General features: G+C 63.3%; 11 protein-coding genes and 1 pseudogene. 2 read left to right on the forward strand and 10 right to left on the reverse strand.

The features are described from left to right. Window positions 1-45: 45 nt before the first annotated feature. Both K6T84_RS19935 and K6T84_RS19940 read right to left on the reverse strand, forming a co-directional pair. The gene (locus tag K6T84_RS19935; protein ID WP_329786718.1) at window positions 46-645 is read right to left on the reverse strand and encodes a restriction endonuclease subunit S; all 600 of its coding nucleotides are present in this window, start codon (window positions 643-645) and stop codon (window positions 46-48) included. Continuing rightward, a pseudogene (locus tag K6T84_RS19940) lies at window positions 642-1,550 on the reverse strand (HsdM family class I SAM-dependent methyltransferase); the annotation flags it as partial. The pseudogene K6T84_RS19940 and the gene K6T84_RS19935, both read right to left, overlap by 4 nt. A 130-nt stretch (window positions 1,551-1,680) precedes the next feature. Here K6T84_RS19940 and K6T84_RS19945 point away from each other — a divergent pair. Together K6T84_RS19945 and K6T84_RS19950 are read left to right on the forward strand one after the other, a co-directional pair. Next, on the forward strand, window positions 1,681-2,103 hold the full coding sequence (locus K6T84_RS19945; protein ID WP_329786719.1) for a hypothetical protein: 423 nt from the start codon (window positions 1,681-1,683) through the stop codon (window positions 2,101-2,103). Further along, window positions 2,100-3,029 (forward strand): hypothetical protein, encoded by a 930-nt coding sequence (locus tag K6T84_RS19950; protein WP_329786720.1) that lies wholly within the window; start codon window positions 2,100-2,102, stop codon window positions 3,027-3,029. Before K6T84_RS19945 ends, K6T84_RS19950 begins: the two co-directional genes overlap by 4 nt. Before the next feature lie 65 nt (window positions 3,030-3,094). Here K6T84_RS19950 and K6T84_RS19955 read toward each other — a convergent pair whose 3' ends face one another. From K6T84_RS19955 to mobF, 8 genes are all read right to left on the reverse strand, one after another. After that, window positions 3,095-5,887, reverse strand: a complete 2,793-nt coding sequence (locus K6T84_RS19955; RefSeq protein ID WP_329786722.1) for a class I SAM-dependent DNA methyltransferase — start codon at window positions 5,885-5,887, stop codon at window positions 3,095-3,097. Then, the gene (locus K6T84_RS19960; protein ID WP_329786724.1) at window positions 5,884-9,264 is read right to left on the reverse strand and encodes a helicase-related protein; all 3,381 of its coding nucleotides are present in this window, start codon (window positions 9,262-9,264) and stop codon (window positions 5,884-5,886) included. Before K6T84_RS19960 ends, K6T84_RS19955 begins: the two co-directional genes overlap by 4 nt. Then, complete coding sequence (locus K6T84_RS19965) at window positions 9,261-9,683, reverse strand: hypothetical protein (RefSeq protein WP_329786725.1); 423 nt, start codon at window positions 9,681-9,683, stop codon at window positions 9,261-9,263. Before K6T84_RS19965 ends, K6T84_RS19960 begins: the two co-directional genes overlap by 4 nt. Further along, the gene (locus K6T84_RS19970; protein ID WP_329786726.1) at window positions 9,683-11,824 is read right to left on the reverse strand and encodes a hypothetical protein; all 2,142 of its coding nucleotides are present in this window, start codon (window positions 11,822-11,824) and stop codon (window positions 9,683-9,685) included. Before K6T84_RS19970 ends, K6T84_RS19965 begins: the two co-directional genes overlap by 1 nt. Beyond that, complete coding sequence (locus K6T84_RS19975) at window positions 11,821-13,410, reverse strand: hypothetical protein (protein ID WP_329786727.1); 1,590 nt, start codon at window positions 13,408-13,410, stop codon at window positions 11,821-11,823. The genes K6T84_RS19970 and K6T84_RS19975 overlap by 4 nt, the downstream gene beginning before the upstream one ends. Before the next feature lie 234 nt (window positions 13,411-13,644). Then, window positions 13,645-14,976 carry a site-specific integrase gene (locus K6T84_RS19980; RefSeq protein WP_329786728.1) on the reverse strand — a complete coding sequence of 444 codons (1,332 nt, stop codon included), beginning with the start codon at window positions 14,974-14,976 and terminating at the stop codon, window positions 13,645-13,647. A gap of 100 nt (window positions 14,977-15,076) precedes the next feature. After that, window positions 15,077-16,654 carry an N-6 DNA methylase gene (locus K6T84_RS19985; protein ID WP_329786729.1) on the reverse strand — a complete coding sequence of 526 codons (1,578 nt, stop codon included), beginning with the start codon at window positions 16,652-16,654 and terminating at the stop codon, window positions 15,077-15,079. A gap of 90 nt (window positions 16,655-16,744) precedes the next feature. Beyond that, window positions 16,745-22,642 carry a MobF family relaxase gene (mobF, locus tag K6T84_RS19990; RefSeq protein ID WP_329786730.1) on the reverse strand — a complete coding sequence of 1,966 codons (5,898 nt, stop codon included), beginning with the start codon at window positions 22,640-22,642 and terminating at the stop codon, window positions 16,745-16,747. Between the last annotated feature and the right edge of the window lie 322 nt (window positions 22,643-22,964).

Here is a 22,964-nt window from a genome sequence, read left to right on the forward strand (position 1 = left end):
GCCCACTTTCATGCCGCCCCACCGAGGGTCATCCACAGGTTCTGATCATTGCTCCACAGCGGCTCGCCGCTCCCGCAGTAGGTCGATGAGCCGTTGCTGTTCCACAATGAGCGTGTCGATCCGGGCTGTCTCCCGGTCAAGGAAGCCGGCGATGGCGCGCTGCTCATCGAGAGGTGGCAGAACAATGTCGATTCCGGCGGCGTCGGCCTTATAGATCGTCTGATGGGTAGACCCCATGTTCAGTCCGCGAAGCTCGGGAGCCATCGACCGAAACTGGTAGTTCAGATACTCCGGTAGGAGGTCTGGGCCGCAGACCCAGTTCCAGAAGTCCTGGCTGGTGGCCATCGGACACGGCATGATCCCCGAGAATCCGACCGATGCGGTGCGAGATAGAACGACGGTCCCTGCCGGTAGCAGCTCTGCGGCGGAGTTCTCAAGCCCTAACTCCGAGATGCAGTTCGCGGTTTTTCCGAGGTAGGTGCGGTGGCCGTCGCGGATCTGCCATACATCGGCGAGGGTGAACCACGGGATTGTGGTGTTCTCCCAGTATTCGGGGTTGGAACGACTTGGAGTGTGGCCGGTCTTCATGGACGCGTAGCGACGGATGTTGGCACGGTGCCACCCTTCTGGGAGACCGCTGGTCACCGGATCTCGACCTCACGCAGCAAGTCCATGATCTTCGCGACCTGCTTCTCTAGGTCCGCGTCGATCTCGGCGAGGGGGCGGGGCGGAATGTACTTGTAGAAGTGCCGGGTGAACGGGATCTCGTAGCCCACCTTCGTCTTGGCGGTGTCGATCCAGGCGTCCGGCACATGCGGCAGCACCTCGGCGTCGAAATACGCCTTGATCGTCTCCTCTCGGCCGGCGTCACCGTCGGTGTTGCCGCCGTAGGTGAAGGGGATGTTCTCGGTGTCGCGCAGCTTAGAGTCCGGCTTCGGGTTGCCCTTGCGGTCCGTCGACACGTTCCCGGACTCGGTGAGCAGCGGACGCTCGACGGTCACAGTCCAGTAGGCGAAGTCGTCGGCGGTGAACACCTTCGAGTAGTCGGGATCGGCCTCGTCGAACGCGTCGTACAAGTTCAAGATACGGTCGCGCGCGTCGGCGTCGAGCTCGCGGCTCTTCGCGCCCAGGCTCTTTCGCATCTTGGTCCAGAACGAGGTCGCGTCGATCAGCTGCACCTTGCCGACGCGCTCCGGCCGCTTGGTGTTGTCGAGGATCCAGATGTACGTGGCGATGCCGGTGTTGAAGAACATGTTTGTCGGCAGCGCGACGATCGCCTCCACCAGATCGGATTCGAGGAGCCACTGCCGGATCAGCGACGGCCCTGACTCCGCGGCCCCGTTGAACAGGGGCGAGCCGTTGAGGACGATGCCGGCGCGGCCACCGCCGTCGTGCGCCGGTCGCATCTTGCTGGCCAGGTGAGACAGAAACAGCATCTGCCCGTCGCTGATCCCCGGAAGGCCATGTGAGAAACGGGAATTCAGCGCCAGCGCCTCTTTCTTCACCGACTCCTGCGCGGCCTTCCAGTCGACACCGTAGGGCGGTTCCGTAGAGGGTTTCGGCGTGTTGTAACCGCACAGCGCAATCGCTCCTTCGAGGGGGCAATACGGGCGTCGCTGCATGGGGCCTGCGTCTTTGCGGACTACACTGAAAAATGACCGAAAGTCCACGCCCGAGGCCGTGCACGTCGAAGGCCGTGGCAACTATCTCATCGAAGCGGAGCAAGCAGCGATGTCTATCACCCAGGGCGATGTCACCTCGCCATCCCAGATCAACCAAGCCGTCAAGGCATTGTTCAGCGCCCTCGGGACGCCATGTAGCCGCCAGCCGTGGGCGGACGATGATGTTGTCGGATGTCACCCGGTGTTCGGTCTCGCCGAGCATTATCGAGGTTATGACCGCGGGGACATTGGCTATACCACGAACCCGTACCGTGGCGATCACATGTCGATCCCCTGCTATACCGAGGACGGCGACGTATTCGTCCTGGACATCAGCTTCCACAAGGGAGACACGTTCATCGAGCGCGTCGACTTTCCAGAGGGACCGCCGCAGGTGCAAAAGGCTCTCTACGAACTGCTGGATTCCAGCGAAACGCGATGAGCGCCGATCAGCCTCTCCCACATAGTGTTCGGGCGGAGGTACTGAACGTCATCTGGGCGGCATTCCACTACCGGGACGACCTCAAGTCTTTGATGCTTGGTGCCGGCGTGTCGCCGGCCATCTACAACCGGTACGACAGCCCTGAAACCGCCAAAGTGAAGATCGCCCGCGCGGTCTTCGATGAGCTCCAGCAACTCGGCCCGCCGGGCTGGGAGATCCAACACAGGATCGCGGCAGAGCTATGCGCGATGCGCCGGCCAGCCAACGGTGTCGTCGATGTCAAAGCTGGCGGAGCTGCGCTCGATCAGCTCCGCCGCGCAGCGGAAGCGGCGAACGTCATCGTTGACACCGAAAAGGCAGCGATCGGGGAACGCAAAGCGCGTGCCGCACAGAAACAGAAGCAGATCCATGCTCGGCGAGCACTCCTCGACCAGCTGTCGGACCGATTCGCCGAACTTGCCAGCGACAAATCACGGACGCCGGGCGAGCTACAAGCCCGCGGGTACGAGTTGGAAAAGCTGTTGGTTGAGCTGTTCAAGGTCAACGAGATCGATTATCTCGGATCTCGGCGGACAGCCCACGAGCAGGTCGACGGCTCCTTCTTCTTCCACGGCTTCACCTACCTGGTGGAGGCCCGGTGGCGACACGATAAGCCGACAATCGGCGATCTGGCCGATTTCAAGTTCAAGGTAGACGGAAAGATCGACAGCACCCGCGGATTGTTCATCTCGATGGCGGGCTTCGACGATGAGGTGCTCGATCACTTCGCCAGTAACAGCGGCACCCGCAGGAACGTCATCTACATGACAGGGCACGATCTGGCCCTGATCTTCGGCGGCCACATCGGGCTCGTCGACGCCCTGTTGATGAAGATCAACGCAGCGGAAAGCCGGGGCGAGTACCTAATCGACCTCTTGCAGAGATGAGGTGGGGCCACGCAGTCGAGAATTCGGCACATCTTATTGGCGGATCACCCTGCCCAACCTCATAGTCAGCGCTGGCAGCGCCTTTGCCGCCCATTCCGGGCGGTCGTATCCGTGAGCGCAACATATTGGCTGAATAGCGCGTCTTGTCGTTCCTTCTCGGTATGGAGTTGAGCCGGTGCGTAAGCCTGATCGATCACGGCATCTACCGCCAGGTGAGCTTCGATGAGGTCACCAGGGATCGCATCTTCCTCGTACAGGTCGGCCAGTGATGCACCTCGGTGTGCTGCACGAACTGTAAGGAGGTGTTGTGCGGCTTCGCATGCGGCTGCGCATTGCCTGTCGGACAGCGGCGGAAGAGGAAAAGTGTAGTAGGTAAAGGTTTTTGAGAATCGTAGGTCGTTGCGGATGCGCCCGCCGATTGCTTTCTGCCAGATGATGAACATGCTCGAAGAGATGACGGCGAGCGCGAATCCCTCCGGATCGGGGATGAGGAAGTTAGCATTCCCACAAATCACGTCGGTGTCGAACCGTGCGGCGGGGTAAAACCGGCGTCGCTCACTTACGTGAGCAGGGACCGCGAGATACGAAGTAGACGGCTGGGCGATCTGACCAAACAGGTGTGACGGGTGATTGCGCGTGCTGGTTGTAGGACTGTCGCTGCCTCTTCGGTGTGCCCGCACCGCTGCAATGCGGTCGGCTAGAACTGGGCTGGCAGACAGGTCTTCTCGTGTCGCGTCACGTAGCCATAGGCACCATCGCTTGCGGTTGTGGATCAGCTCGCCGGCGCCGATGAAGCGCCGCAGATACTTCGCAGCGATGGGATCACTGGCCACGGCGTCGTATTCATCAGGCTCCACCAGGAGATTACCCCCGTCGTTTGGCATGCTGCCGAAACTGGCTGCTGGCAGCTGAGTGCACAGCGGGGTGCGGCGTGCATCGACGAAAACTGTTGGCCCATCAAACAAATAGGGATTGATATTGGCCGCGGTGTGCATCTCGGGCTCGCCACGGCCACCGTCGGGATAGGTCCACAGTATCGGTGCGGGCGTCGTCGCACGATCGAACCCGACGATGGACACATGCACTCCAGCGCGGCCCGGCGCCTCGGAATCCCACAGCATTGACTTGTGGGCAAATCTGCAACGCCAATCCGAGTTGAGTATGCGGCGCCACAGCCTGGCCACTGGTTCTCCCTGGCTGATTGAGCTGGTCGCGACAAACGCCCATTTTCCGGTGAGCTCGCCGAAGTACTCGAGCGTCTTGACGAACCACGCGGTGACATAGTCGAGGTTGATCTTGTAATCGTCCCCCCATACGCCGCGCAGGTCACCCGTCTGCTCGGCGCTGCGCTCGCCGCGACCGCCATACGGAGGATTGCCTGCGAGAACCACTGACTCTGAGGCGGGGCAAATTTCCTGCCACGGCATTCGAATTGCGTTTCCCACCGTGATATTCGCCTGCGTCTGAATCGGTAGTCGTTGTGGCGCCTCGCCAAAGCGCTCCTTGAGCTTGAGGTCGCACTGTCGGTCTACCAAGAACATCGCCGTTTCCGCGATTCGTGCCGGCCATTCGTCGATCTCGATGCCGTAGAAGTGATCGAGGGTCACCTTGAGCGCGAGGGTTGGGTCGAAGGCGAGTTGGGAGGCGCCCGCCAGTTCCTGCAGGCGTTCCATGATGCGGAGCTCAAGGTCACGCAGCTCACGAAAGGCGACGATGATGAAGTTCCCGCAGCCGCACGCCGGATCGATGTATCGGATCTCACCGAGGCGTTTCCAGAGCCGCGTGAGGACGCCCTTCTCGTCCTTCATGGTTCGGGCGCGGTCGAACTCAGCTCGAAGCTCGTCAAGGAACAGTGGGTTGAGGGTCTTGAGGATGCTGTCCTCGGAGGTGTAATGCTCGCCTAGTTCTCGGCGGGTCCGGGCGTCACGGACAGACTGGAACATTGATCCGAAGATGGCGGGGCTGATCGTGGACCAGTTCACTGCGCATGCATCGAGTACCGCGTTTCGGAAGTCTCTGCTGAGTGGCGGAAGAGTGATCTTCTCTCGGAACAGCCCGCCGTTGATGTAGGGCAGCGCGGCGTTGATTCCGTTCGCCGCGGCGCCACCGGGCTTATCGAGGGCGTCGAACAGGTCGGTGAGTTGCTCTCCGAGGGTGGATGCGTCTGCAGGTGTTTGTAGGTGCATGAACTCCAGGAAGGCGTCTGCTACCGGCACGCCATGTTGGTCCTCCCACATTTCGGTGTCGTCGCCGAACATCAGAAAGAGTATGCGGGCGAGGATGGTGGAGATTTCGTGATCGCGTTTCGTTGCGTCATATGACGCTGGATAGGCGGCTTCGAGCGCAGAGTACATGCGTGCCATGAGTTTTGAGGCCCGTTTGCTTTCGTTGCGGGCCTCAACGTCGAATGCTTCACGGACCTTTGTGAGCACGGTGTTGGCGTCGAGCACGGTGTCGTTCGGCAGGCGAATGACATCAAGCCGGGCAGCGAAGTTCGGATTGGCCCGGCCGTTTCGGTGCTGATGGCGCGTCAGCCTGGTCGATGTCGAGTTGTCCTTGATGCGGCGCGCCGGCCAGCGCCAGACTTGCTCCTGGTCGTTGTGGAAGATGACCAGTCGGTCAGTGGTGCTCTTGGCGATCAGCCGATCAAGTTCGGCTTCGATCTTCGAACCGGGCTTCTCATCGCAGACCCAGACGCGAAGGCCCTTATAGGATGAGACATTGGTGGCTGTGTAGGTCTGCCCGTCATCGGCGGTGTAGCTGATCGGCGTGGAATCTGGTGCACTCCAGTTCAGCTCGTGCAGAAAGAGTTCTTGGTAGAGGTGCTCCTCGACCAGGCTCAATGGGGTATCGGTCATGCTTCACGGACTCCGATCGAGCAGACGAGTTTGACGTTGTCGGTCTCCGATGATTTGATGACCAGTCGGTCTTCCTCATGGAGCTGGTTGAGAAGGTCGGCAATGTCATCGACGCTGTAGCGGTTCCGACGGGCCTGACTGAGCCGCATTGTTGCGTGCTCGGTGAGGGGCTGTGCGTGGAGTGCGTTGAGTGCGTCAGTCGCCTTCTGGGCGAACAATGTTCCAGCGAGACGCTCCCATACCCACTTGCGGATCCCTTTGAGGTTTCCGGCTGCAATTGCCTCGATGGTGAGTGGTCCGTGGATGAGCGCTGTTTGCCGATCAAAGTGATCAGGCCTCAGTTCTGCTGTGGGCGTGTCGATTTGTGCGCGGAAGGTGCGCATCGCTTCCAACGGAGTGAGCAGTCTCTCGACGGTTGAGCCGTCTGGATCTGTGGTCGATGTCGCGAACGCGTCGACGCCGGACTCGGTGCTGACGAAGCAAGTGACATTGCCCGCATTCTCGTCGATGTACTGTTCGCGGGTGCTGTGGACCATGTCCTGCATGCCGAGCACCCTCTTGGTGATCTGCGGGTGTTTGGTCTGGGCGTTCGACCAGACAACCCACGCCTCGCTCACGGCGTCGGCCTCGCTGTCGGCGTCGTCTGCGTCATCGCTGACCTTGCCTTTGTAGAAGTCATCGAGAATCTTGATTTCGGCGTCACCGCCGAAGAACTGTTCATCCGAACCGAAGGCTTCAGCCGCAGCTCCAAGGCGTGTACGGATGCGCTGTCGAAGGTTGATCTGGGCTTCGACGTTCTCGTGGCTGATGAGGTAGACGAAGACCTCGTCTGACTTTTGGCCGATACGGTCGACGCGACCGGCGCGCTGGATGATTCGGATAATCGCCCATGGCAGGTCGTAGTTGACGACGATGTGGGAGTCCTGCAGGTTCTGGCCTTCGGAGAGCACGTCGGTCGCGACGAGCACGTCGATGCCGTCCGCCGGGATTTCTTCAGTGGGCTCGTCCTGCCCCGGGATCTGGTTGGAGTGTGGTGCGAATCGGCGAGCGATAGCGGCCGGATCGTCGGTGTTGCCTGAGACGACGGCGACTTTGTCAACACCGGCTTCCTGGAGTGCTTGGGCGACGTATTCAGCGGTGTCGGCGTATTCAGTGAAGACCAGGACCTTCTCGTCGGGATGGTCGTCGCGGAGCAGGTCGACCAGTGCGTTGATCTTCGAGTCGCGGGTCGAATCCCAGCTGCCAAACCGGTCGAGCATGCTCGTGAGCGTCTGGTTGTCGCGTTCGAGGTCCTTACGCAGCGTTGTTTTGAAGACTGTGGAGTTGACCCATTTAGTCTTTGCCGGGAGGTTTTTGCGGAGTTCCTCATAGCGGCTGGCGAGCGAGCCGTGAGTTGTCGGGTCGTCCTCAACGTCTTCGTCGCTGACGGCGAACTGCTTGTCTGTGAACGACCCGACAGGGATGGGCAGATTGTTCTGGATCGCGTGTAGGAACAGCTCATTGCGGGCGCGTTGGCGCTGCAGCGACACGATGAATGAGTGCCCGGATGAGGACAACCGTTTGAACAGTCCGGTACGGACAAAACCACTAACGTTTCCTCGCCCGGAGCGGATGTCGTCGAGGATTTTCGTGTCTGACTCGGTGTGTGGTGCGCGCGGGTTGTCGTAGTCGGCTAGCCGATAGCGCGGCAGTGCGAGAGAGCCCACCGCGTTGAGCGTGTCGTTATCTTCCATGAGTTTCGCGGGATCGTCGTCAGCGAAGTCGTGGCTGAGCGGACGGGCGATTCGGGTTGGGAAGCGAAACTTCTCTCCGCTCGCGAACTGCAGGTACGGCCGCTGCTCGATGGTGCCATCGGGCAACGTCACCGGTTCGGTCTTTGCCGTTCGTTTGATGAAGCTGCGGGTTCGCCTCACCAGGTGATCGCTCATGAGCCGGCGCCAATCCTCGGCTTGGTCGGACCGCCGGAAGGCGGCGAGTGTGTTGATCTTTCCGTCGACTTTGTCGCGGAGTCCGGGTTCTGCGGCCAATGCGGCAGTGGGGACGATGCCGAGGTCTTCGTCGTCGTCGATGTATAGCGCGATCTGGCTGGCGACGTCTTGGAACGCGAGGTTGTACGGGGTTGCGGTAAGGAGCAACACTTTGGAGGTATTGCGGCGGATGTACTCGTGGATCGCTTCGTAGGCGATGGTGCTGCTGTTGCGGAGGTTGTGCGACTCGTCGCAGATGACCAGGTTGAAGCGTTTGAGCTCTGGTAGCACCCTGTCGGCCATCGAGTACGGGACTACGCGCCCGTTGATTTCGTATTCGTCGAGGTGCTTGGTCCACATGAGTTCGAGGTTCTTCGGACATAGCACCAACGTCGAGTAGTCCTCGGCGGACTGAAGCATTAGGGCAGTCGCGATGGCGGTCAGGGTCTTGCCGAGACCAACGACGTCGCCAAGCATGGTTCCGCCTCGGCGAACAATCCGGCGGGCAAGCGTGCGGACTGCGCTCTCCTGATAGTCGAGCAGCAGGTTCTGCATCGATGCAGGGAGGACGTAGCCGAGCCCGTCTCGGGCGTCTTGGGAAAGCGCATGGCAAACCTTGAGGTAGACCTCGAATGGGGTGGGTTGTTGGCTCGCAGCCCAGGATTCGGAGATCAGCTGGATGATCTCGGCGGTGATGGGCAAGGAAAACCGGTCGGTCCACCGCGCTTCGAACCATTCGGCGATTTTGTTGTTGGCGTCGGAGTCTTGGACATCGATGTTCAGCTCAAGGTTGGTCGTCAATCCAGCATGAGTGAGGTTCGACGACCCGACGTACGCCCAGCGAGAGCCGTGCTTCTTCCCTGGCGCATGGAACAGGTACGTCTTCCCATGTAGCGGCTTCTCGGTGAACACCTTCATCTCGACGGTGGCGTCTTCGAGTTGTCGCTTCAGCGTCCGAAGGGTCTGCTGCCCTTCGACGGTGGCCAGTCCTCGCATGAGCTGGTTCCGCAGGTGTTTGACGAGCTGGTCCCGGCGGGCCAGGGCCTTCTCCTGGTCGTGAACGTCGGACCCGTAGCCCGGTGGTTGAACCTCCCGCTGCAGGGCGTCGAGAATCTCCTGCGAGTCGGCTGGCGCGACCATTCCGATAAGGACCCGGGCAACCGGATCTACGCCTGTTCGAGGTTTCGTGTCGACGATGTCGGCCATGCTCGACCAGCCACGAAGGTCAAGATATCCCGTGGCAACGTCGACGGTGTCGAAGTCCTTGAGGGAGACGCGCAGTGCGTCCTTCAAGCGGGTGTCATCGCTGAGATTGTCGAAGAGGTTCGGCACGGGGGTTATGTCCTCGAAGTGTGGGCGATCTGGATTAACAATTTCTCGGCAACCCTGCCAGAGGCTGCTGTCGGTCACTTCACGGTGGGGTTATGCCTTTCTGCTGGTCGCAGCGGTACGATCTTGTCACTTTGGGCCCGATTCCATCGCAGTTCGCGGTTCTCAAGTGCCAAAACCTGGATGATGCGTTCTAGCTCGTGGATGGTCGTTGTGAGCGCGCTGACGTCGGCGGTAAGTCCTCTCACGCGTGCCTGGGCGTCGGCGGTCTCCTGACGCAGCATCAGCAGGATCGGTGGCTCAGTGTTGGTGTTGGCAATCCGGGCGCGGAACTCGTCCTGGAGATCGGTGTGCCGGTGAGTGAGGACCCAACGTTTAACGCGTGCCTCCTGCGCGAGCGACTTCACGGTGAGCTTGCCGTCGGAGTGCAGTGCCTTGCCGGCGATGAGTCGGTCCATCGCGTCGCGGATCGCACGGCGCTCGGCATTCTGGCCGTTCATCACGGCGTCCCGGTGTTTCGATGGGCGTCGACAATGGCCTGGAGTGCGGTGACCCGTTGTTGGAGCCGGCGCCGCAGAGGCATCGGGGTCGTAGGGGAGGCAATTTCGGCTTCATGCCGCGCGATGGCGTCGACGATGCCGGCGATGTTTTGATCGGTTCGGGCGATATTGCCGCACCCGGGCTGGCAGTGGGAGATATCGGGTGATCTCTGGTGGTCAGTCGTGGTCTGCCGACCGGGGTGGCACAGGGCCTTGGATTGGTCGTAGCAGCAGGTGACGAACTGTTGCGGGTTGTCGTAGATGCGCAGCTGGGGGTTGGCGCGGAGGGCGGCTGCCTGCTTGTTGCTCAGGTAGCGGCCTCGGAATTGCTGGTCGAACAGATGGACGGCTTCGGTGTAGCGGCGCGCGGCCGGGCCGCTGACCTGCTCACCGTTTTCGAGGCGCTGATGTGCGTCTTCGAGGTAGTCAGCTCGGGCTAGCGCTTCCTCCATCGGAAAGACATCCCTGAGGCCACTGGCTACCCGTGATCCGTAGCCATCGGTGGTGTATCCCCGCAGGTGTCCGTACTGCACGCCAAGAGCCACTCGGCCGCCGGGTTTGCGGTAGATGAACCAGGCCAGTGTTCGCCTGAACCTCTTGACGGTCACGGCCTCCTCGGGATCGGCGGGGATCACGTCATGCGCCCGTTCGAGTCTGCCCGCGGCACGATTGCTCCAGTCGATCAGGTCCTGGATGCGATCGCCGACCATGCGGGCGTGGACGGCCTTGCCGTTGTTGACCGGGCACGGCCACAGTGAGAAGGCCTCGATCGGAAACAGAAGTCCGGAGGTCTGGTTCAGCGCTTCCATCACGGCGATGGCCTTCGCCACGGGTGCGATGGCAAGCCAGGGTTGTTCCCGTTCGACACCGGCGGGTATCGCGTTGCCCGACTTATCAAGGGCGCCTTTGAAGGTTCTGCCGTGAATGCGGTACTGGAGTTGCCCCGACGCGGGATCGGTCAGGGTTCGACAGCAGCCGCGTTCCAATGCGCGGCACTCCTCACCTCGCATCCCTGTCAGGTAAGCGACAACCACAAATACGGCGGTCGCCAGGTGGCGGCACAACTCCTCGACCTCGTAGAAGTTGATGGCCGGGGCCCAGTCTGTTCCATCGATGGAACCCGTGATCGGCATGGGCAGGTGCGCTTCCTCGCTCAGCGTCAGGCCGCCGACCAGTGATTGCGTGTTGATCACCTTGGCTTCTTCGGGAGATAGACCGATCTGCCAGCCGATGAATCCCTTTGCCAGAGAGCGCATGTTCGGTCTGTTGCTGCTCACCCATCCAGGTAAGGTCTTTGATCCATGCCGCCGCTGCTGGACATAGGCGCGGAACCGCGGATAGGCGTCGAGGGCTTGAAGGCTGGGCGGAACATCGCGCGGTGTCGCTTTCAACGCCTTCGCTGCAAGGATGTCATCGCTGAAGTCGGTGACGAAACGCAGCGCCCACACGAGTAGGCCAGCCATCGTCTGCGGATGGATGGGTGTGGTCTTGTTCTCGCTCGACCAGTTCGCAGCGCCGAGCACCGAGGTTCGTCCGATAGGGCTGTTCTCCCATGGCGGGCGTACGAGGCGGTCAGCTTCGGCGAGGTAGGGAGCATAGAGCCAGGCACGGGTGACGGCGAAGAGAATGTTGCCCACGTTCTCACGTGATCCGCGGTGTCGTTTGAGGTGCTTGGCGTATTCATCGTAGATGTCGTCGGTGACCGCGCTGAACTCGTGAATGTCCTTCTCTGCCAACCACGTCATCCACTGCCGCAGGAATCGCGCGAAGGTGCACACTGTTGCTGGTGCGAGTTGACTGCGCGCGGCGGAAGATCGTTCCAGATCCTCGACGGGTGTCGGCTTGTTGATGCTCGCCCAGATCAATCGCTTGGCCGTGGCGACGTAGCGTGGCGGGAAGGTATCGAAGACGATGCTCAGCGTGCCCGCCACGGTGTGTTTTTGCACCAATGGTGTGAGATCCCACCGGTTGTCGCCCACGGCGGAGAGGTTTCCTCGCCGCGCTCCGGGCACGCGCTCGAGGTCAGCGATGACCGGATCTGTGTCATCAAGTTCAAGCTGACCGGTCTGCTGTGGCCACGGGTTGGCTGTTGCGGTACTCACGCGTCGAGATTCCTTCCGAGGAGCGCGGTGACGACTTCACGGTCAACGTCGCTGGCGTGGCGGCGGGCATCATCGATCTCGGCCTTGGTCGCGTTCTGGTCGAGAATCGCTTGCAGTCGGGCGTAGTGGTCTTGGTAGTCGGACTCCCATCGCGCTGGGGACACCAGGGTGGCGACATTGTCGAGGGCATCCAGCAGCGTGACCAGGCGCGGCAGATGCTCGGGTGTGATGACTGCGTTCGTGCAGGTAAAGCAGGCGAAGAATGAGGCCGGGCACGGTTCGCCCGCAGTCGCGGCAAATGGGCTATTCAAGAAGTCGGTGCACGCGGTGATGGCGGTATCGAGGTTCCCGGCAAGCAGCAACTTCAATGTCGGCACCGGGATGCCAAGCTGTGTCGCTACGGCTTCCGGGTCTTCACGGGCTGCGGTCACTTCGGCGGCAGTCAGCGAGCGGATCGCGACCGTGGCTTTGGCGTGGGCGACAGCATCGGCTTGTCCGTCGATGATGGTCTCGGCAGCCCCTTCGGCAGTGGTCGGGTCTGGGCTGCGGTAGGTGTCTTCACTGACGGATTCGCTGTTCTGCCGGGCATGTTGGTTCAGCACCTGCTCGGACAATCGCAGCCGTCGCAGACTCACCCGCAACAGCGCCCCGTCGTCTGCCAGCAGGCCGGCGTCGGCCATGTAGTGATCGCCGATGCCCGCGGTCAACCATTCCTGCCGAAACGGGCCACCGCCGGTGCGGTTCTTGTGCCGGTGGGCGATGAGCAGCTTCTCCGACGGGGTTCCGAGCTCTGCGAGCGCGGTGCGACATGGCTCAGTCAAGGCCAGAGCGTTCTCCCACAGTTTTCCGGCCTCGCCAGCGAGGATTTCGGCGCTGTAGCGATTGGTCCCTCTTCTCGGCTTGTCCGTGTTGACGGTGTACACCGAGTCTTCACCGGCACCGTCGGATGCCCTAAACGAGGTCACGGCGAGGTTGTCCATGACGGAGAGGTTGAACCCTCGCTCACACACGAGGAGGACCATCAAGCAATAGATCTCCCGTATCGACGGGAACAGTGCCTGCGCCGGATTCGACACACCAGCCAGATCGAAGCAGCCCTTCAACACCACCCGATTCGCGAGGTACTGCGACGGGAGCACCCCGTTTCGCGACAGATACTCCAGCAGCGATCCGGTGCTCCACCGCGACCCTCCGACCTTGAACGTGATTCCGTCACCGACATCGCCAAACTCGCGGTACTGGTGCAGCATCTCGGTGTTGGTCCGGATTCTGCGGAGCGCTTGGCGGATCTGGCCCTTGGCGGCACTGCGGATCCGTCCGAACTCGTCGCGACTGTAGGAATCATTCTCCGGCAGCCGTTTCCGAGGCTTCACGGCTTTCGCGCGCATCGCCTTCCGTGTGGTTTCGGGAAGCCGGGGTGACTCCGACAGCACGGTCCGCATGAGACTCACTTGCCCCGGCCAGCGAGACTGACTCTCCTTGGCCGCACGCCACGCCCACCACACCTCGGGGCTGAACTCGCCAAGCGAATGAACCTCGGGGAATTCCTTCTGCAGATGGGCGATCAGTTGCCGTGCGGCACTCACCGCCGCGTCGACCGTCGCCAGTGTGCGCCAACGGCCACCCGGTTGAGATCCATTGGCCAGTGCGGTGACGAGGTCGTCGATCAGTTCAGCGGGCCCGTGAACGTCATCGAATGAGAATGTCCTTGTGCGTCCCGCCTCGTCGGTGAAGCAGAGTTGCCGAAGATCGGGGTCGACAACATCGGGCCGGGTGTACCTGCCGGTGGGGAGTGCCGCAGTTCGACGTGAGGCCACCGCTCATTGCTCCTCGGTATCGACGATGCCGGGAGCAGTCGCGGCGATGTGCGTGATGAAGTCGGCGATCGATGCGTCCGCGGCTACGTCGTCGTTGAGGAACAGGTCCACCTGCAGGCCGGATACGGGTTCGAGATAGCAATTGCGCGTCGTTTCCACGTTCACGTGACCCAGCAATGTCTGAACCAAAACCCAAGGGTCACCGAAGATGTGGCGATACTCGCGCCGTTCGGCAGGGGTGATGCCCATCTTGCGTTCGTGTGCGTAGATCAACGTGACCAACATCCTCAGGGCGAACGAGTGGCGCAGCATGTGCGGATGACAATGAATATCTACCCCAAGGGTCTGACACCGCTTGTTCGCCGTGGAGAAGATCGCCTCCCAGGTGCGGTACGGCATCGGTAAGCCAGCCTCAGACAGCCAGAGCATCCACGGCTCAAGCCCACGATCAGTGGTGATGTAGAAGTTGAGGCGATCGGTCGCATCGAGGCTGTCCAGCGGTATCGTCCCCTTGGTTCCTTCCCGATTGGTGAAGTGGACCCGGCGATGCTTGTCGATGGTATCGACGATCTTGATGTCGGTCAGCGCGTCGTAGCGCCCTTCGCGGTGGGCTCGATGGACGGCGGCGGCTCGGGTTGAGATGATATAGTTGCCAATGCCTTTGATGGCCGCGGTGCTGATCCAGAAATCACGGCCGCGGCCTTTTGCGACCGCTTGGCCGACACGGGCCTTGGCGTATCGCACGTGGCTGTCAGCGCTGGGGATCTCGTCGAGAACCAGCGTTCCGGCCTCTCGCAGTCGCAACCCGCTCGACCACAATGCCTCAGCGAACGCCAGGTTGCGGCCGTCATTTCGTCCTCGCCAGGTCGCGTCCCGTCGCCCGTCGGCGCGATAGCCGCCGAGGCCGACGTCTCGCCAGCGCTTGTAGGCGCGGGGCGTCAGCCATTTCAATTGGACTGAGCGGACAGCGCTCGGCTGTAAATCCCTGCGAACAGAGTCCCCGACGGAGCTCAATTTGCCCATGGTAACCGGAGAAGTCGCGACATTGCCGCGCCACTGGTGCCAGTCGTAGAACTTCTTGATTGCGGCAAGATCCCGTGAAAATGTTGCTGCCCCAACACGGTCTCGATTCTGCGGGTCGCGTCGCCGCCAGAACTCATAGTCAGCAAGATGCTCAAACGTCGCGGTTCTCCAGTCGACGTCTTGAACGGAGAGGAAGGAGAGAAACAGCTGGATGTCTGGCGCATAGGACTCTTGCGACCCCGCCGCCAACGATTGGAACACGGGCGACCGGAAGAACTCCAGGACCTCAATATCCGGCCGGCCATCGGCCATCAAGAGAAACGGTTGGCCCGGACGAATTCCGAGCGCAGCCTCACGCTCTGCTAGATCCGGGAAATCAGCGAGGACCTCCGACCTCGCGGTGTACGGACGGTTAGGCGGCCGCGCCCAACACAGCCTCCAGCGGCAGCCGTCGTCGTGTTGTTCCACGGCAACAGAACCTGCCACAACACACCGACATTCTACGGAAGGGCGGATTTCCTATAACCACAGTCACTTTGGTCCTTGCTTTGACGCGGGCAGCGCGTTTGCGTGAGCGGCTGATCAGCTCCAATCCAGATCCCAGTTGTGTCTGTTCGGCGTGTGGGTCGTCGAGGGTGTCGGTGACGAAGAGGCCGAGGCCGTTGGTCGGGAGGGTGGCTCCGATATCCGCGAGGAGGTCGGTGGCGCGCAGCTCGGCTACGGCGAACGGTCCCATCTGCAGCTCGAAGCCGTAGAGCCTGGTGGCCAGGTCGGTCACTGCTCCGGCGACCGCGCCTTTGCCGTCACGGGCTTCGACTCGTTCGGCGACATGTTCGATGACCTGTTGGAGGTATCCGCCGGTGCCCATGGCGGGGTCGGCGATGACGACGGATGGGTCGGCGAATCCATCAGGTCGGTCTAGGCGTTGGACGAGGATGTCTTCGGCCAGTCGGACCATCTGCTTGATGACCTGATGCGGTGTGTAGTAGGAGCCGGAGAGCTTGCGGAGATCAGGGTCGTATTCGCCGAGGAACCGTTCGTAGAGGTGGAGATATGTATCGCGGTTTCCGGCACGGACTTTGGGCCAGTCGACGGCGCCGATCACGCGTACCAGCAAGTCCAGTGTTACCCGGAAGTCGTCGGCGACGTAGTCGGTCAGCAGCTGCAGGGCGCGTGACATCAGGGAGTGCTGCCCGGCCAGCTTGGTGCCGACATCGTGCAGGCTGCCAGCGTCGGCGAGGTCAATGTTCTCGGTTCGGGCCAGCAGTAGCGCGAAAGTGACGGCCTGAGCGTATCCGTCGGCGAAAACGTCGTCGGTGGCTGTGGGGAACAGCAGGGCGCGCCAATCGCGGGCCAAGCCGTGGAATGGCTGGTCGGCTTCCTTAGCGCCGCCGGCGATCGCGCGGGTTTCTTGGGCGAGCTGGTCGAGGACTTCTCCGCGCAGGAGCCGGCAGAGTGGTGCGACCTCGCGGACAAGTGTGACAACCCCGGCGATGTCGACGGGGTCCCACCGCAGGAAATCAGTAAGCAGGACTTCGAATTCGTCTCCGCAGGTGAGTTTGGTCCCCGCGGCACGTAGTGTGCCTCCGGACAGGTGCACAGGGTCCCCGACAAGGTCCCCATGGTGGTAGAGCCGCCATTCGGTGCCGTTGGTGTAGATCAGGTTGGGGAAGTCGCGTTGCCGTTCCCACTGGCGCTTGTTGTGGCCGGTGAAGGCTTCGGGGTCCAGGTTGGCTCCCGGTTTCTTGACCTCCAGATAGCCGGTGATCGCGCCGTTGACGCGGATCGCGTAGTCCGGTCGGACGCCGCGGTCCGTGTCACTCACCTCGTCGTGTGGCACGACCGTTAGGGACAGATTGTTGCCGGCGGCAGCGAGCAGTGCTTCGATGGGTGCTCGGATCGCAGCTTCGGCTTCACCTGGGCCGGCGAGCTTTGCCTTGCAGGCATCACCGAGTGCCGATGTCGCGTCGATCAGCCATTGCGCAGGCATACATCCTCACAGGTCGTACCGTATTGAAGACATCAAACACCGTCGCCGGTGCGATGCCGTGCATTTCTGAGCCCTTAAATAGCTTCTGGCTTATACGCCAAGATCCGGACTATTGTCCCGAGACCTGATTGTGCGCTCGACCTGGGCTTTGGTGATCCGGTCCCAGATGCCGATGTGGGTTTGGTAGCTGGTGGTGTGGTCGGCTCGCAGGGTTTCGCGTTGCTGTAGGGCGTCAGCGATTTCGGGCGGCAGGATGTCGGGGGCGCAGCGTCGGGCTTGGTCGAGTACCGGGTCACGGTCGGGTTGGGTGAATTCCTGGCGCGGGATTGCGCTGGTGGACAGTCGAGTGGACCAGGGCAGGTCTTCGTGGAGGAGTCGGAGTATCGGCGCGGAGGGTCCGTCGCCGTCGTGCAGTAGTAGCAGTCGGGCGCCGCTGTCGGCGCTGTGTTGGGCCAGCTCGGCCAGTAGTGCGGGGTCAGCTGTTTCGGCGTGGTCGACGACGATGGTGGTGGCGGTGTCGAGGGTGTGTGCGCCGGCGGTGATCTGTGCGTGTGTGTCGGCCAGGGTCATGGTGGTGTCGGCCAGGCCGATCTGGGTGGGGTCGGGTTGGGTCGGGTCGTGGCCGCACCACAGGATGTGGCGGTCGCGGCCGGCGGCTGTGTGCAGCGCGGTCATCGCGGCTACAGCGGTGGCCCGGTCGGGGGCTTGTAGGGCGGTGACGGTGAAGCCGCTGCGGGCTACCGCGGTGATGGCGGTTGCGGTGTAGTCCGGCAGTTTCACGGTGAGGGCGGGGTCGATGGCGAAGCCGCGTTGCGGTTGGTAGCTGCCGGCGGAACGCAGGATCGCGAGTTCGGTGTCCAGGTCGGTGATGTGGCTGAGAACGTGTTCGGCGCTGCGGGTTTCGGCCTCGGCGAATGCCTGGGCGACGGCGGTTTCGGCGCGGGCTAGGTCGTTGCGTATCCGGTCGGCGTTGGCGCGGGCGGTGGCCAGCGTTGCGCCATCGGTGACTCGGGCGTCGCGGCGGGCGGCTTCGACGTCTTCGGCGGTGACGATGTTGGCTGCCCCACCTGCTGCCTCGGCGCGGGCGGTCAGGACGGCGGTGAGCTCATCGCGGAATTGCTCTGCGGGGTTGGCCTCGGGCACAGCCAGCAAGGCGATGCGCAGGCCGGACTTGGCGGAGGCGATGTCGAGTTCGTCGGCGTCGGGGTCGGCTTGCAGGGCGGCGAGTTGTTGGCGGTGGTGTGCGGCGAGGGCCATGCTGGCCTCGTAGACGGTGTCTGCGTCGGCCCAGCGGGCCATGATGTCTTGGACGGCGAGCATGTGTGGGCGGTCGGCGTCGGCCCGGACCTGTAAGTCACGGAGCCGGGCGGTGGCCGCGCGGATGGCTGGCCCGTCACCTGTCTTGATCTGCTGATACAGCATCGCAGCCGCTTTGGTGGCGTCGCGGTGGGCTGCGCGCAGAGCGACGACGTTTGCCAGCGCCGGTGCGATCGGGTGCAAGGGTGGCCGCTCGGTGAGCAGGTCTTCGAAAGCCAGGGCGTCGTCGTCGCGGTAGTCGTCGAGTTCGTGCTGGAGGGGGTCGGGCGGTAGCTCGTCGATGCCGGCCGGGGGGATGAGGTTTCCGCCGTAGCCCAGGCCGAGCATTTCCAGCATGGCGTCGTCGGACAGGGGGTGTGCGGGCTGGCGGGGGTCGGGGATGTCGTGGAGTAGCGCCTCTTCCTCTTCGCTGCTCAGTGGAATGTCGGTGGGTAGGGGGATGTCGTAGTCGTAGGGGTCATCGACGGCGAACAGTTCGATGGCGTAGGTGAGCAGGCGGGCGTACTGGTCGACGGAGACCAGGTGGGTGCTGTCGGCGTGCAGGTCGCGGAGGTGTTCGTCGGCCAGGTGCAGCAGGTCGCGGGCTGACCATTGGTCGGGGTCGGCGTTGTCGATGGCGGCAACGAGGCTGGGGAACGCGGCGTCGGCGAGGATGGCTTCGGCTGCGGCACTGCCGAATACGGCCGTCAGGTCGGCCAGCCACTCGGGGGTCAGGTGATGGTCTGCGACGTCGAGGGTCGCTGGCTGGAGGCGCCCGGCCAGCCGCCACCACAGGGCCGCGCCGGGTAGTTGGTCGGGCAGGGGGCCCTCGTTGGCGGCGTCGGCCAGCAGGCGTGTCAGGTCGACGCCGGTGCGGGCCACCGCGGTGAGGTGGGCGGCCAGGTGTGTCCAGTAGGGGTCGCGCCGCACCCGTGGGTCGAGCCGGTCGATGAGCTTGTCGAAGCGGTTGGTGGTGGGGATGCGGTGGGTGAGGTGCTCATCGGCACGCCGTTCGAGATTCTTCTGTGTGCGCCGGGCCCGCACGGCGTACTGGTCGGGCCCGGTGAGGCGGGTGTCGGCGTCGGCGACGTCGTGGGCGGCGCGGAAGACCGCGATTTCGGCACGCAGCCAGGCCGGGGTGGAGGCCAGCAGGGGTTGCGCCCAGCGGGGGGCGCTGGTGTGGTCCCAGTCGGCGGCCTCGGCGCGGATCGTCTTGGCGAGGTCGGCCACCAGGTCTTGGCGCGCGCGCAGGTAGGCCGCGTGATCGGGGTTGTCGGTGAGGGCTTCGGGGATGGCGGGCAGCCAGAACAGGGGTCCAGTGGTGGAGGAGTGGGAGCCGCTGGGGTCCAGGCGCCAGTCCAGGACCGCGGCCGGGTCGGCCGCGGTGTCGAGGTCGGCGGACACGGCCTGTAGGCGGGCGATGGCATCGTGGCCGGCGATCGCGATGGTGGCCAGGTGTGCGCGCAGGGTCGGCCAGGCCGACGACTCGGTGATCTCGGGGCTGATCTGGGTGGCCGCGGTTTCGATGGCGGCCAAGCGCTCTGCGCCGAGGCGGTGTTCGGCTAGGGCGCCGATGGCGTGGGTGTACATGCGGGCGGCTTGGCCCAGCCGCTGGAACGGGTTTTCGGCGTTGTGTTGTTCTGTGGTCGCCGAGATTTGCGCGCCGTCGCGGGCAAGAACGCGTTCGAGGACGTCGATCGCGGTGTCGGGGTGGATGGCCTTCGGGGTGAGGATCTGGTGGGCGTCGGACTCTGCGGTGGACAGATAGATGTGGTTTTCGTCGGTGGCACGGGTGAGGGCGGTGTAGAGCTGCTGGCGGCTGAGGCGATCAGAGCCGACGACATGGCACGAGCCCGCGGTGGTTTTGTTGCCGATGGTCATGCCTTGGGCGGAGTCGATGGTGGCCGCATATCCCAGGGTCACGTCGGTGGCCACGTACCGGGCCGGCAGGGTCGCCCGGTGGCCGGTGTCCAGTTGAGAGACCGTCAACGCACCATCGGCGCTGATCTTCTCGACCTTCCACCGGTAGCCGTTTCGCACAAAGTCGCGGGCACCGCTGATCCGCAGCGAGCGCTTGTTGCGGCGGGTGGTGACGATGTCGCCGGCTGAGGCGCGTAGGCCGTCTGCGAGGGTGACTTCGCTGGCGTCGGCGTCGCTGGCGTCGGCGGCTTGGGCCTGGAGGCGATCGAGGCGGGCGCGTTCGTTGAGCTGGGCGACAACGGCATTGGTGGGGGCCAGCATCATGGAGTCGTTGCCGGCGGCGCGATCGGCGGCCCAGCGTTGGTAGGCCATCTCGATCACGGTGTCGTCGCTGCCGACGTGGATGCGGCCGCGGTCGGCGTAGAAGCCGAGTCCGGCAGGGTCGCCTTCGCGCAGGGCCAGACCGGCTTGGGCTTCGGCACGGTCCTTGAACCGCAGCACTTGGGTGAGGTTGAGTGCGCCGTGGGTGCGTTCGATGTCGCGCAGCACACCGCCGGCCGAGACCGATGCCAACTGCTGGTCGTCACCGACAAGCCGCACGCTGGCGCCGCGGGCCAGCGCGGTGGCGATCACAGCATCGAGCTGCAGCGTGCCGGCCTTGCCCGCCTCATCGACGATGATCAGGGTCTTGTCGTCGATCGCGTCGAACCACACCCGGGCCGGGTCGTCGACGACATGCGGATTGTTGTGTAGCCAGATGAACTTGTCGACGGTGTCGCAGTCGGAGTTGATGTCGTCGCGCAGCAGCTTGGCTTGGTTGGCGCCGGGGGACAGGCCCAGCACATGCCCGCCGGATTCTTCCCATGCCCGCGCCAGCGCAGCCATCGCCGTGGTCTTGCCGGCCCCGGCCGGGGCGAGGGTGAGCTGCACGCGCGCACCGGAGCAGGCCATTTCCTGCACCATGGCCTGCTGGCCGGGGTTGAGGCCACGTCCGCGGGTGGCCTTTTGCTCCAAGAACGCCATCTCGACGGCTTCGGGGGATGCTTGGCGGCCGTCGAGTTGCCCGGCTGCGTCGAGAACGCGTTTTTCGGCGGCCAGGATCGCGCTACTGGTGAACAGGTGGGTGCCGTGGGTGGTGTAGATGCTGGCGCCGTCGCGGCGCCGCAGAACCTCGGGCTCGTCGCGTTCGGCGTCGCCGATGCGGGCGTGCGGCCGGCTGAACGGCTCGGAGAGGGCGGCGGCGGTGATGGTGTCGGCCAGGGTGCGGTCCACGGCCAGACCCGCACCGCGTACTCGGCGTTGCGCTTCGGCGTAGATGTGGCCGCGTTGCCAGCTCGATCGTGCCTCGGAGACGGTTCCGACGACGAGGGCGGCCTGCTCGGTGATCCAGGCATCGGTGATGTCGGGAACGTTGCGCGGCTGGCGGGTGAAAACCTGGGCGAGCATGGATGCCACTGCGTCGTGGCTGCCGAGTTGCTCGACGGCCTGAGTGCGCCACGCTGCTCGCTGCTCGGCTTTTGAGCGGGGTTCGTGCTTGGCGGTGCGGGTCTCCAGGGTCGCCTGCTGGTGCAGCGCGATCGCTTCGGGGGTGGTGGGTTCGCGGCCGTGGGCGTCCTGGAAGGCCTTGGCGAGGTCGGTGTATCGGGCCTTGATGCGCATGCGCCGCGACGAGAAGGAGTCGCACAGTTCGGTGGGGATTCCCACGATCTCACGCACTGGTCTCTTGCCGCGTTCGGTGGCTGCGCGTTCGGCGAACACCACGCCGGCGCGTTCACTGGCGTAGGCCTCCAGGCGGGAGTTGTAGAACTCGGAGGCGGGCACGTTGCTCTTGAATATCGGTCGGCCATCGAGGGCAAGCCATCGCATGACGCCGTCTGGTCCTCGGCCACGGACCTTGTTGCTCACAGCGACGTGGGTGTGTAGATCAGGGTCTCCGGCGCGTGAGTCGCGGTGGGTAAAGCTGGCGGCTATGTAGCCTTCGGTGTCGATCTGGGCGACTCCTTGGGCACCCATACGCGCGAAAGCGGCGTGCACTTCCAGGTATTCGGAGATGGTGTCAGCCACCGCGTCGTCGTGGCATTCCTCCAGAATCGTAGCCAGCTCAATCGGGGCCAGTGCCCACAGCACGGAGTAGCTCTTGACCGGACTGAATGTGTCATCGTATCCGGCAGTTGAGGTGGTCTGATCGCGAGACTGGCGGGCGATAAAACCAGTCAGTTCTCGCGGGTCAGCAGGGGAGCGGCCGTACTGCTCGATGAACAGATTCCTGGCGATTTCGGTGCGCATCTGTGCGCGCAGGCTCTCGTCGAGGGGAGCATTCCACGGGCGGCTCTCGGACAGGTTGTGGTCGCGGTAGGCCACAGCGAGCCGCTGCTGTAGTTCGGTGGAGGCGTTGTTGATGATGAACGGCCGCCCGAGCTGTGTTGCGGCCTTGGCGGCGGCCTTTCCTGCCCCAGTGGCGATGAGATGCTCGGCGATCTGTGCGGCGTTGGGGTGCAGCCCTAACCCGAACAGGGCCTTCATCTGCGCTTCGGTAACCTGCGACCCCGGTTCGACCCGCCACATCTCCTGCTCGTGGCTAGTGACCAGTTCGCGGCCTTCCGGCTGCGCGAATCCTGCCAGCCCGCGACCGACCCAGCGCCCCGGGGTTTCACCCTTTTCGCTGTAGTAGTCACCGAGTGATCCTCGGCCTCGCTGGCCGCCATCGTTGGCAGCGGTGTGTCGGGTCAGATACGTGTATCCGTCCCCTGCGGTGAGCTTGTAGGTGCCCATCACGACCGCATCACCCCTCGGCCCTCGACTATCACCGAGTCAACGGTACGTCTGGCAAAGCCCAAATTGCGCCCCTCGAAAATCGACCGTTATCGAATTGTTACCTTAGTGCATGAGGTGTGTGGTGCGAAGGGGGGCTTGAAAGTGGGAGTGCTGGTGGAGGAGTACGAGGGGTAGGTGGGGTGGTTGTGTGGTGATAGGGGATGGAGGGGTGGACGGGGTGAGGTGATGATCAGAGTGTGGTGGGTTCGGCAAAGGACGTAAGGCAGTGATGGGTGGGCCGGCGGTTGGTGCCGGCCGGCGGGGTTTGTGGTGGCGTCGG

Origin of the sequence: Mycobacterium zoologicum, assembly GCF_020181635.2 — a bacterium.
Classification (GTDB): Bacteria; Actinomycetota; Actinomycetes; order Mycobacteriales; family Mycobacteriaceae; genus Mycobacterium; species Mycobacterium zoologicum.

What these genes read in the sequence shown, in the direction of transcription:
- K6T84_RS19985 (WP_329786729.1), bottom strand. Translation starts at nt 16,654, where the DNA reads ATGCCTGCGCAATGGCTGATCGACGCGACATCGGCACTCGGTGATGCC.
- K6T84_RS19955 (WP_329786722.1), bottom strand. Translation starts at nt 5,887, where the DNA reads ATGACCGATACCCCATTGAGCCTGGTCGAGGAGCACCTCTACCAAGAA.
- K6T84_RS19965 (WP_329786725.1), bottom strand. Translation starts at nt 9,683, where the DNA reads ATGAACGGCCAGAATGCCGAGCGCCGTGCGATCCGCGACGCGATGGAC.
- K6T84_RS19980 (WP_329786728.1), bottom strand. Translation starts at nt 14,976, where the DNA reads ATGGCCGATGGCCGGCCGGATATTGAGGTCCTGGAGTTCTTCCGGTCG.
- mobF (WP_329786730.1), bottom strand. Translation starts at nt 22,642, where the DNA reads ATGGGCACCTACAAGCTCACCGCAGGGGACGGATACACGTATCTGACC.
- K6T84_RS19950 (WP_329786720.1), top strand. Translation starts at nt 2,100, where the DNA reads ATGAGCGCCGATCAGCCTCTCCCACATAGTGTTCGGGCGGAGGTACTG.